The following is a 10,408-nucleotide window of genomic DNA, read 5'->3' as shown; positions in this document are numbered from 1 at the left end:
CCTCATCGCCAGCAGAGCAGCCTCCTACAGGTCTGTGCCTGACGCTGAACAGGTGGTTAACACCATCATGTAGGAGGCAGCTCTGCTGGCGATGAGGCCGGCATGGACAAAGAAAAGTTGCTGCCTCCTACCAGTTGTAGCTAACCGCGCCTACGAGGCTGCGCTCATCGCCATAACGGCACGAGTTGGCGCAGTACATGTAGCGTTCGTTGGTCAGGTTTTGCGCCCGTGCGCTGAGTTGCCAGTGGTCATTCAGCGCATAGCTTATCCGCGCATCGAACAGGGTGTAGGCAGCAATCTTGCGGTCGCTGATGCTCGGCAGGGTGTGGGTGGTGCCGTTGTAGCGGGCGCCGGCGCCGACTGTGACGTCGCTCAAGCCTAGCGGCGCCAGGCGGTAGTCCAGCCATAGCGAGGCACTGTGATACGGCGTGCCTTCGATGCGCGAGCCTTGCAGTTGCGCGTCGTTGTCGGCGATCACATGCGCGTCGGTGTAGGCATAGCCGGCGCTGAAGCCGAGGTTTTCGCTCAGTTGCCCCTTGGCCTCGATTTCAAGGCCGGTGCTGCGTTCCTTGCCGGTCTGTTCGTCGAAGTCGGAACCTGGAATCGAGCTGGTCACGTTGCTTTGCGTCAGTTGATACACCGCCGCGCTGATCAGCAGTTCGCGGTCGGCCGGCTGGTAGCGCAGGCCGATTTCGTATTGTTCACCCTCGGTGGGCTTGAAGGGTTTGCCATCGCTGCCGCTGCCGGTGGCGGGCAAGAACGACTGGCTGTAGCTGACATAGGCGGCCATGCCGTTCTCGGCCAGGTACACAAGACCCACGCGGCCCGTGAGTTTGCTGTCATCGGTGGTCGTTTGCGCGCGGTCGCGATAGGTGCGCGTGGTACTGTCGGCCCAGTCCTGGCGCAGGCCCAACAGACCGACCCAGTGCTGGTCGAACTTGGCTTGCTCTTGCAGGTACAGGCCCAGTTGGCGCGCATGCAGGTCGGAGCCGCGATCAACCGAGCGATCGACTTGCGGCAGGTTGCCATATACCGGGTTGGCCAGATTCAGCGCCGGTGCATTGCCGCTGAAACGATGGCTGTCGTACGTCTTGCGGTAGTAATCCAGGCCCGCCAGTACGGTGTGCTGCCAGCGCCCGGCGTCCAGGTCCAGTTGCAGGCTGTTGTCGCTGGTCCAGCCGGTGGCGATGTCTTCGCGGCTGTTATAGCTGCGCGACAGTTGTGAGAGGTTCGGCCCGGTAATGCGGCTGGTGTTGAGGGTGATGTAGTCGTAGTCGATGCGCGATTCGAAATAACGCACGGCCTGACGCAGTTGCAGGTGCTCGTTGAAACGGTGCTCGAACAGGTAGCCGGCGGTGTGCAGCGTGCCGTCGTAGTCGTCGTAATCCGGCTCGCCGGGGAACAGGTTGTACGGCACCTTGTAGCCTGGGCCAGGACTATAGACCGTCAGGTCATAGCGGATTGGCGGCGTCAGCGTGGTCCGGGTCTGTTGCCGGGTCGCCAGCAGGGTCAGGCGCGTGTCGTCGTCGATCTGCCAGGCCAGCGCCGGGGCGATGTAGGTCTTGTCGTCGTCGATGGCGTCGTATTCGGTGCCGCTGTCACGCTTGAGGGCCGTCAGGCGATAGCTGAAGCGCCCTTCATCGTCGAGCGCGCCGCTGTGGTCGGTGGACACCTGACGGCGCTGGTGATTGCCGTATTCCAGGTTGATTTCATGCAACGGGTCCAGCGTCGGGCGCTTGCTCACGGTGTTGACCAGCCCGCCCGGCGCCAGTTGGCCGTACAGCACCGACGAGGCGCCTTTGAGCACCTCGACGCGTTCCAGCCCGTACGGCTCCTGGCCGCCTTCGAACTGGGTGCTCTGCATTTTCATGCCATCGCGCAGCACGCCGCCGGTGCGTGGCCCGATATCGAAACCGCGCATGCGGTAATCATCGGCCACGCGGCTATAGCCGTTGGGTTGGGCGATCACGCCCGGGGTGTAGTTGAGCACATCGGCGAGGCTGGCGTGCGGGCGCTCGACCAGCTCTTCGCGGGTGATCACCGAGATCGACTGCGGTGTTTCAAGCAGCGGCGTGTCGGTCTTGGTGGCACTGGCGCTACGGGTGGCCACACGGCTGTAGGCCGGCCCCCAGGCATCCTGGGTAAAGCCTGCACCGTCGATCTCGGTCTGCGCCAGGTGCACGGTAGCGTCGCTGCGCGGCTCGATGCTCAAAGTGCCGCTGGGGGTGATATTCAGCTGCAAGGGCAAACCCAGCAGCGCCTGACTCACCGCCTGCTCGGCGCTGTAGCGCCCACGCAACGCCTGGGCATTCAGGCCACGGGTCAAGGCTGCACTGAAGGCGATGCCGCGCCCGCTTTGTCGGGCAATGGCGGTAAGGGTGGCGTCCAGCGGGCCGGGCGCCAGGTCGAAGTCGATCAGTTGCTGGCGGCTGACGGAAGTGGCGGCAGGTTCTGCCACGCTGTCGAGCGCGGTCATGCTCAAGGCCAGGGCAAGCGGTGAAAGGGTCAAGCGCAAGGGACGGTACATGGCGGCGGTCTTCATGAGGTCAGTCGATACCAGCCATGTGATACGAGCGGGGTATTTATTAACGGGGGCGAAAATTATTTTTCAAGCAGGCTCAATTGCGTCCACCAGCCGAAGGGTTGCTGCACACGAATTGGCAGCACTTCCTGCAACGAGCGCAGCGCCTGCTCGCTGTCATCCAGCGGGAAAACACCCGACACCCGCAGCGCGGCGGCGTCGTCCGTAATGCGCAGCCAGCCATGGCGATAGGGTCGCAATGCCTGGATCACCTCGCCCAGGGCGCGGTCATGTACCTCCAGCACGCCGTCTTCCCAGGCGGCCGCGCGTGCCTGAGCCGGGTCCAGCCGTTGCACGTGACGGCCATCGAGCCAGGCACCTTGACCCGCGCGCAGTTCCAGCGCAATGCCGCCGGGCACCGAAGCCTGGACCCGCGACGATTGCACCCAGACCTGCGCGGCTTGCTCACCCAGCGCGACGCTAAAGCGCGTACCGAGTGCGCGGGCTTCGCCGAAGGGCGTGCGCACCACCAGCGGCCGGTTCGGGTCGGCAGCCACTTCAACGTTCAAGGCGCCTTCATGCAGGATCAGCGTGCGTTGCTGCGCATCGAACGCCAGGTCGACGCGGCTGCGTGCATTGAGCAGCACCCGGCTGCCGTCGGCAAGAATGAACGGCTTGCGCTGCGCGACAGCGGTTTGCAGGTCGGAGCCTGTCATGGGCAACAATCCCTGGCGTTGCAGCCACCAGGCACTCACGCCCAGGCCGGTGATGCCCAGCGCGCCGCGTAACAGATGACGGCGGCTGGCGCCGGCGCGGTTGAGCATGTCGTGCGAACGCTCGGGCACTTCGCTGAACGCCTGGCCGATCCGCTGCTCAAGACGTTGCCAGGCCAAATGGTTATCGGGGTTAGTGTGTAACCACTGCTCAAAGTGCTGCCGCTCGGCAGCGGTCATCGCGCCCGAGCGCTGCAACGCCAGCCACTCGATGGCCTCGGCGACCGCCGCCGGCAAACGTGCCGCGCTCATGCCGGTTCCAGCGCCAGATAGCAAAGGCCCAGGGCCTTGACCACATACTTGTGTACCCGAGGGGCGGAAATGCCCAGGCGCTGGCCGATCTCGGCATAGGTCAGACCGTCCAGCTGGCTGTACAAAAATGCACTGCGGCCCATCGGTGAAAGGCCTTCCAGCAAACGGTCTAGCGCGCTCAATGCCTGCAAGGCCTGGGCTTGTTCTTCTGCCGAGGGTTCATAGGCGAAAGGCTGTTGCGCCAGGGTTTCAAGGTAGGCGCGCTCCAGATCGCGGCGTCGCCACGAGGCAAACACCAGCCGCTTGGCAATGGTTGTCAGCAGGGCGCGCGGCTCACGAATGGCCTGCGGATCAGGCGCGGCGACCACTTGGGCAAAGGTCTCGGCGGCCATGTCCGCTGCTTCTTCGCCGCAGCCTAGCCGCGCCCGCAAACGCCCCAGCAACCAGCCGTGGTGATCGCCTAATAGCTGGTGCAGTACATGATTACGGGCACTGAGGCGCATGGAAGCGGAAGTGAGTGACGACATGGCTTAAAAGGTAATGACAATTGTTATCAAATGATGCCGGGAAGCCGCCATAGATGCAACACGGTGTGTTTGTGTATTGAGGTCGCGTATCAGCCGTTGTACTGCAGCGTTTCGATCAATAGGTGCAGCGTTCGCGACATCTCGCCTTGATGCAGCCGGTACAGGTGATAACCGGCCACTGTGCGCCACCAGGTGGGCATCACCGCCAACAAACGGCCTGAATCCAGATGCGGCTGCGCCAGATCCAGGGGCACATACGCCAGGCCGTGCCCCGAGAGGGCGGCTTTCACGACCTGATTGAGGTTGTTGAGTGTCAGCCGCGCATTGATCGCGACCCGGATCGGCTGCCGCTCGTGACCCAGCCACCAGACCGGCTGGGCGCCGCGGGTGGCTGGGCGCACACCGATACAAAAGTGGCTGGCCAGGTCTTGCGGGCTGTCGGGCATTGTATGGGCGGCAAGATAGGCGGGCGCACAGACCAGCACCATCGGTACATTGGGGCCGATCCGAATGGCGCCTGTGTCTTTGCTCAACTCATCGCCCAGACGGACTTCAACGTCATAGCGCCCCTGAGCATTGTCGGCAGGACCGTAATCGGTGCACAACTCGATATTGAGCTGTGGGTGTGCGGCCAGCAGCGGTGAAAGCCTGGGCCACAACAGCGTATCGATGGCGTGCTCGGTCGCATTCAGGCGCAAGGTGCCAGCTGCCACGTCCGCCGATTGAGCAATCGCGCGCAGTTCTGCTTCGATATCCCGCAACTGTGGAGTGACGACGTCGAGCAGCCGCTGCCCGGCTTCGGTGACCGACACGCTGCGCGTTGTGCGGTTCAGCAAGCGCACGCCCAGCCGCGCTTCAAGCTTGCTGATCGTGTGACTGAGCATCGATTGCGACATCTGCAACTGCGCCGCAGCCTTGGTGAAGCTGCGTTCGCGGGCCACTGCAATCAAGGCCAGCAGTTCGCTATAAGGGTCTTTTTGCATTTATCAATCCAATGCATAGATGTTGCAATTTGTAACTGCGGCTTTTCATTTGCATGCTGCCAACTTCGGTTTTGAGGCTGCTATCCAAGGGTTTCAAGCCTGCCTTCAGACGACTTGAGCGTCTACTTTTTTATCAATTCATCAATATGGCTCATGTACCCATTCGCTCCAGCGCGGCGACCAATGGCGACAGGCTCGCTAAATTCCCGGTTTGCACAAGTGCCGGACGCTTTTCATACCTCGGCACGCATTTAACCGCTCCTGATAGAGGAACAGGCCATGCCCCAGGATTTCACCCCCGATCCTCAGGTCGAACTGAGCGACGATGAAGCGGCACTGCTTGAGCAGATGCCGCAGTTGTTAAGTGGTGTCGGCCAGTCGCGCCGCACCTTCATGATCACCTCGGCCGCAGGCGGCATCGGCCTGTTCGCGGCTAACCTGCTGGCCCAGGAATCGGCGCTGGCGAGCATGCCTTTGGCCCCCGGCGCCGTCACGGCACCGATCAAGGCACAGAACGTGGTCAACGTGGCACTGAAGGTCAATGGCACCGCGCAAACGCTGGAGCTCGATTCACGCGCCGTGTTGCTCGATGCACTGCGCGAGCATCTGGGGCTGACCGGTTCGAAGAAAGGCTGTGACCAGGGGCAGTGTGGGGCCTGCACGGTACTGGTGGATGGCAAGCGGGTGCTGTCGTGCCTGACCCTGGCCGCGACCCTTGAAGGGCGAGAGGTCACCACTATTGAAGGGCTGGCCCAGGGCGACCGGTTGCATCCGGTTCAGGCCGCTTTCATCAAGAATGATGCTTTTCAGTGCGGCTACTGCACCCCGGGGCAGATCTGTTCGGCGGTGGGCATGCTTGCCGAGGCCCGGCGTGGCGATATCAGCCATGTCAGCGCCGATGTCAGCAAACCGGTGAGTGACCTCTCCAGCGACGAGATCCGTGAGCGCATGAGCGGCAATATCTGCCGGTGCGGTGCATATCCCGGCATCGTTGCCGCTGTCCAGCAGGTGCACTCCGGACGCCAGACGGCGCAGACCTGGGGTTTTGCCACCGAAACGCAATTGGCGATGGTCAGAAAGGAGGACGGCCATGAGACCGTTTGAGTACGTAAAAGCCCAGGACAACGCCTCGGCGACAGCGGCTGTGGCGAGCATTGCTCAGGCCCGGTTTCTGGCCGGCGGAACCAATCTTGTCGACCTGATGAAAGAGGATGTCGAGCGCCCCACGCGTCTGGTCGACATTAATCATCTGCCGTTGCGGCAGATCCAGCGTAGTCGGGCCAGCCTGTCGGTCGGCGCATTGGCAACCAATACTGAAACCGCCAATCACCCGTTGATTCGCGAGCATTACCCGTTATTGTCGCAGGCCATCGTTGCCGGTGCCTCCGGGCAATTGCGCAACATGGCCACCAATGGCGGCAACCTGTTGCAACGCACCCGCTGCAACTATTTCTACGACACCTCGATGCCCTGCAACAAGCGTCAGCCCGGTAGTGGTTGTGCGGCGCGTGAGGGGCTGAACAAAATCCACGCCATTCTGGGCTGGAGCGAGTCCTGCGTGGCCACATATCCTGGAGATATGGCCAATGCGTTGCTGGCGCTCGATGCCAGCGTGCGGGTGCGTGGCGTCGATGGGCGCGAGCGGCTGATTGCAATGGCTGACTTTCATCGCCTGCCCGGCGACACGCCCCAGCGCGACAATAACCTGGCTCATGGCGAACTGATTCTAGCCATCGAACTGCCGGTTTCGTCCGGTGATTTCGCCGCCAATTCCTACTACCTCAAGGTGCGTGACCGGGCTTCTTATGCCTTTGCGATGGTGTCCGTTGCCGCCGCGCTGGAGCTTGAAGGCGGCACCATTGCCAAGGCGCGTGTGGTGCTTGGCTGCGTCGCGCACAAGCCCTGGCGCAGCGCCGAGGCCGAAGCATTGCTGAGTGGAAAGCCGGCCAGCGAGCAGACGTTCCAACTGGCCGCCCGGGCGGCACTGCGCGATGCCCGCCCACTGGAACATAACGCCTACAAGGTGGAGCTGGCTCAGCGCTCGGTGGTGCGAGCCCTGATGCGCGCCGCACGACTGGCCTGACTACGAGGAAAACGCTGATGGCACGCTATCTGGGTAAAGAAACCACCCGCGTCGACGGGATCGCAAAAGTCACGGGCAAGGCCAAGTACACCGCCGAGTTTCAGGTGCCTCATCTGGCTTACGGCTTTCTGGTGCTAAGCACCGTGGCCAAGGGGCGCATCACCGCTATCGACACCCGCGAGGCCGAGCAGGCCGCCGGTGTGGTGCGGGTGTTCACTCACCTTAATGCCGGTCGCCTGGGCAAGGCTGCGGTTGCCGGTGCGGCACCGCAATGGGCCTGGCCGTTGCAGTCGGACCGGGTGTTTTTCAATGGCCAGCCGATTGCGCTGGTGGTGGCCGAGACTTACGAGCAGGCACGTCATGCCTCGCGGTTGCTCAACGTGTCGTACCAGGCCGAGGCGCATGTGACGGATCTGGAGGCGGTTCTGGACCAGGCGGTCGCCGACCCGAAAAACCCGCCGCCTCGCGGTAACCCGGCGGCGGCCATGCAGACCGCTGCCGTCAAGGTGCAGGCCGAGTACCGTATTCCGATCGAGCACCACAACCCCATCGAGCCGCACGCCGCGATTGCCTTATGGGAAGGCGAGCAACTGACGGTGTTCGACAAGACCCAGAATGTCTACGGGGTACAAAAACACCTGGCCGAGGGGCTGGGCGTACCGCCCGGCAATATCCGCGTGATTTCGCCCTTTGTAGGCGGTGCATTCGGTGCATCGCTCAAGCCCAATTACTACCCGTCAGTGACCGCCATGGCCGCGCGCGAACTCCAGCGTCCGGTCAAAGTGGTGTTTACCCGGGCGCAGATGTTTACCGGGCATGGCTACCGGCCGCAAACCTTGCAGAAGGTCGCCTTGGGCGCCGATCGTAATGGCAAGCTGCAGGCCATGATTCACGAGGCGTTTCATAACACCTCATCGTTCGAGTCGTTCTCAGACAACACCACCGGCTTCATTCGGCAGGTCTACGCTTGCCCGCACCTCGACGCGCCGCTCAAGACCGCTGCAACCGATCTTGCCACGCCCACCTGGATGCGTGCGCCGGGCGCGGTCAGCGGCATGTTTGCGCTGGAAAGTGCCATGGATGAACTGGCTTACGAACTGAACATCGACCCGCTGCAATTGCGACTGGTCAATTACGCCGACGTGGACCCGGAAAGCGGCAAGCCGTTTTCCAGCAAGGCCCTGCGCGAGTGCTACCTGCTGGGTGCCGAGAAATTCGGCTGGAGCAAACGCACCGCACAGCCGCGCTCGATGCGCGACGGCAAGCTGCTGGTGGGCTGGGGCATGGCGACCAGCGTGTGGGGCGCGTTTCAGCAACCGGCCAGCGCCAAGGTGGCCTATCGGGCCGATGGCACGGCCATTGTGTCCAGCGCCACCAGCGATATCGGGCCGGGCACCTACACGGTGATGAGCATGATCGCCGCAGAGTTTCTGGGGCTGGACCTTGAGCAGGTCAAGTTCGAACTGGGGGATACGCGCCAGCCACAGGCTCCGGCGCAGGGCGGTTCGTGGACGACCTCCAGTGTCGGCTCGGCGGTGCGTGGCGCTGCGTTGAGCGTTACGGCGCGTTTGCTGGAGCTGGCCAACCGAGAACCGGATTCGCCTCTGCAAGGGGCGACGGCCACTGAGGTGGAAATGCTCGAAGGCCGTCTGCGGCTCAAACGTGAGCCGTCGCGCGCCGTGGAGATCGCTCAGGTCATGCGCCGCACCGACACGCAGGAAATCACCGAGACCTACCACTCCACGCCGTCGGCAGAGCGCGCAAAATTTGCATCGCTGGCCCACGGTGCGCAGTTCGTCGAAGTGAAGGTCGACCCCGACCTGGGTACGGTCAAGGTCACCCGAGTGATCGAAATCACCGCGTGCGGCAAGATCCTCAACCCTCTGGCCTCGCACAGCCAGGAGATCGGCGGGGTGGTGTGGGGCATCGGCATGGCGCTGGAGGAGGCCACCGAGGTCGACCATCGCTATGGCCGCATCATTAACGCCAGCCTGCAGCACTATCACGTACCGGTGAACGCCGATATCCAGAGCATCGAGACCATTTTCGTCGAAGAAGACGACACGGTGGTCAACCCGCTGGGCGTCAAGGGCATGGGCGAACTGGGCATGGTGGGCATTCCTGCCGCCATCGCCAACGCGGTGTACCACGCCACGGGCCGGCGCATTCGCGACTTGCCGATTACCCCGGACAAACTGCTGTGAACGTTGCCGGAGGTGCCTATGGATAACATTGACATCATGGTTCTGCGCGCAGCCTGCGACTGGCGCGCGGCCGGGCATCGGGTGCTGCTGGCCACTGTGGTTCGCACCTGGGGATCTTCACCGCGCCCTGTCGGCGCCATGATGGCCCTGCGTGAAGATGGCCGGGCGGTTGGCAGCGTCTCGGGTGGCTGCATCGAGGACGACCTCATCCATCGCTACACCACGGTATCCGGTGGCCCCGGACTGCCCGACAGTCTCACGCGGGTGGTGTGTTACGGGGTCAGCGCCGATGAAGCGCATCGTTTTGGCTTGCCGTGCGGCGGCACCCTGGAACTGGCGCTGGAGTTCATGCCGGCCCATGAGCCGCTGAACGAATTGGTAACCCGGCTGGATGCCGGTGAGCTGGTGCGGCGCATCCTGTGCCTGGCCGATGGCAGGGTAGAGCTGCAAGCGGCAGGCACTCCCGCTGCACTTCACTTCGATGGCCGGCACCTGACCAATACGCTGGGGCCGGGCTACCGCTTGCTATTGATCGGCGCTGGCGCCCTGGCCGAATACGTCTCGACGATGGCGCAGTTCAATGGCTTTTCAGTCACCGTATGTGACCCACGGATCGAGTACATGGCCAGTTGGGCGGTGGCCGGAGTGCAGCAAAACACACAGATGCCCGACGATGCGGTCGTGAGCTTTCGACCTGATCAGCGCAGCGCAATCGTGGCGCTGACCCACGACCCCAGACTTGACGATCTGGCGCTGCTCGCCGCGTTGCACAGCCCGGCATTCTATGTCGGAGCGATTGGCTCGCGGCGCAACAACCAGAGTCGCCGCGAACGGCTGATCACGCATTTTGGCGAAAGCGAACAGTCGCTGAGCCACCTGCGCGGGCCGATCGGCATTTACATCGGCAGCAAAACCCCGGCCGAAATTGCCGTCAGTGTCATGGCGGAAATTCTCGCGGTGAAAAACGGTGTGCTACTGCCGGTGGAAATGTCGGTGGCAATCGCCAAGCAGCAGCATGAGTCTGCCCCTCAAGCGTTGACACATTAGGAGAACACTCACATGCGA

At 62.9% G+C, this 10,408-nt stretch carries 8 protein-coding genes; 4 read left to right on the top strand and 4 right to left on the bottom strand.

The annotated features are described in order from the left end of the window. Positions 1 to 127: 127 nt before the first annotated feature. The 4 genes from ACYP2A_RS19180 to ACYP2A_RS19165 all read right to left on the bottom strand — a co-directional run bounded on the left by ACYP2A_RS19180 (position 128) and on the right by ACYP2A_RS19165 (position 5,056). Positions 128 to 2,542, bottom strand: a complete 2,415-nt coding sequence (locus ACYP2A_RS19180) for a TonB-dependent siderophore receptor (protein ID WP_459747295.1) — start codon at positions 2,540 to 2,542, stop codon at positions 128 to 130. A 59-nt stretch (positions 2,543 to 2,601) separates the two neighbouring features. Continuing rightward, entirely contained in the window at positions 2,602 to 3,546 is a 945-nt protein-coding gene (locus tag ACYP2A_RS19175) for a FecR domain-containing protein (protein WP_459747294.1), read from the bottom strand. After that, the gene (locus tag ACYP2A_RS19170; RefSeq protein WP_459747292.1) at positions 3,543 to 4,073 is read right to left on the bottom strand and encodes a sigma-70 family RNA polymerase sigma factor; all 531 of its coding nucleotides are present in this window, start codon (positions 4,071 to 4,073) and stop codon (positions 3,543 to 3,545) included. The genes ACYP2A_RS19175 and ACYP2A_RS19170 overlap by 4 nt, the downstream gene beginning before the upstream one ends. 89 nt (positions 4,074 to 4,162) lie before the next feature. Beyond that, positions 4,163 to 5,056 (bottom strand): LysR family transcriptional regulator, encoded by an 894-nt coding sequence (locus ACYP2A_RS19165; RefSeq protein ID WP_459747290.1) that lies wholly within the window; start codon positions 5,054 to 5,056, stop codon positions 4,163 to 4,165. A gap of 393 nt (positions 5,057 to 5,449) precedes the next feature. On the opposite strand from ACYP2A_RS19165, the gene ACYP2A_RS19160 reads away from it, so the two are divergent. Genes ACYP2A_RS19160 through ACYP2A_RS19145 form a run of 4 tightly spaced genes read left to right on the top strand, consistent with a single transcriptional unit; the run spans position 5,450 to position 10,390 of the window. Further along, positions 5,450 to 6,160 carry a 2Fe-2S iron-sulfur cluster-binding protein gene (locus tag ACYP2A_RS19160; RefSeq protein WP_459747367.1) on the top strand — a complete coding sequence of 237 codons (711 nt, stop codon included), beginning with the start codon at positions 5,450 to 5,452 and terminating at the stop codon, positions 6,158 to 6,160. Beyond that, entirely contained in the window at positions 6,147 to 7,139 is a 993-nt protein-coding gene (locus ACYP2A_RS19155) for an FAD binding domain-containing protein (RefSeq protein ID WP_459747289.1), read from the top strand. Before ACYP2A_RS19160 ends, ACYP2A_RS19155 begins: the two co-directional genes overlap by 14 nt. Positions 7,140 to 7,156: 17 nt before the next feature. Further along, on the top strand, positions 7,157 to 9,343 hold the full coding sequence (locus ACYP2A_RS19150) for a xanthine dehydrogenase family protein molybdopterin-binding subunit (RefSeq protein WP_459747287.1): 2,187 nt from the start codon (positions 7,157 to 7,159) through the stop codon (positions 9,341 to 9,343). Between the two features lie 18 nt (positions 9,344 to 9,361). Beyond that, entirely contained in the window at positions 9,362 to 10,390 is a 1,029-nt protein-coding gene (locus ACYP2A_RS19145) for an XdhC family protein (protein ID WP_459747285.1), read from the top strand. Positions 10,391 to 10,408: the final 18 nt, after the last annotated feature.

The sequence above is a fragment of the Pseudomonas sp. 3A(2025) genome (genome assembly GCF_054589175.1).
The sequence above is the reverse complement of the archived record's forward strand: the minus strand, read 5'-3'. Positions and strand labels throughout refer to the sequence as shown.

What these genes read in the sequence shown, in the direction of transcription:
- ACYP2A_RS19145 (WP_459747285.1), top strand. Translation starts at nt 9,362, where the DNA reads ATGGATAACATTGACATCATGGTTCTGCGCGCAGCCTGCGACTGGCGC.
- ACYP2A_RS19160 (WP_459747367.1), top strand. Translation starts at nt 5,450, where the DNA reads ATGATCACCTCGGCCGCAGGCGGCATCGGCCTGTTCGCGGCTAACCTG.
- ACYP2A_RS19175 (WP_459747294.1), bottom strand. Translation starts at nt 3,546, where the DNA reads ATGAGCGCGGCACGTTTGCCGGCGGCGGTCGCCGAGGCCATCGAGTGG.
- ACYP2A_RS19150 (WP_459747287.1), top strand. Translation starts at nt 7,157, where the DNA reads ATGGCACGCTATCTGGGTAAAGAAACCACCCGCGTCGACGGGATCGCA.
- ACYP2A_RS19180 (WP_459747295.1), bottom strand. Translation starts at nt 2,542, where the DNA reads ATGAAGACCGCCGCCATGTACCGTCCCTTGCGCTTGACCCTTTCACCG.
- ACYP2A_RS19155 (WP_459747289.1), top strand. Translation starts at nt 6,147, where the DNA reads ATGAGACCGTTTGAGTACGTAAAAGCCCAGGACAACGCCTCGGCGACA.
- ACYP2A_RS19170 (WP_459747292.1), bottom strand. Translation starts at nt 4,073, where the DNA reads ATGTCGTCACTCACTTCCGCTTCCATGCGCCTCAGTGCCCGTAATCAT.
- ACYP2A_RS19165 (WP_459747290.1), bottom strand. Translation starts at nt 5,056, where the DNA reads ATGCAAAAAGACCCTTATAGCGAACTGCTGGCCTTGATTGCAGTGGCC.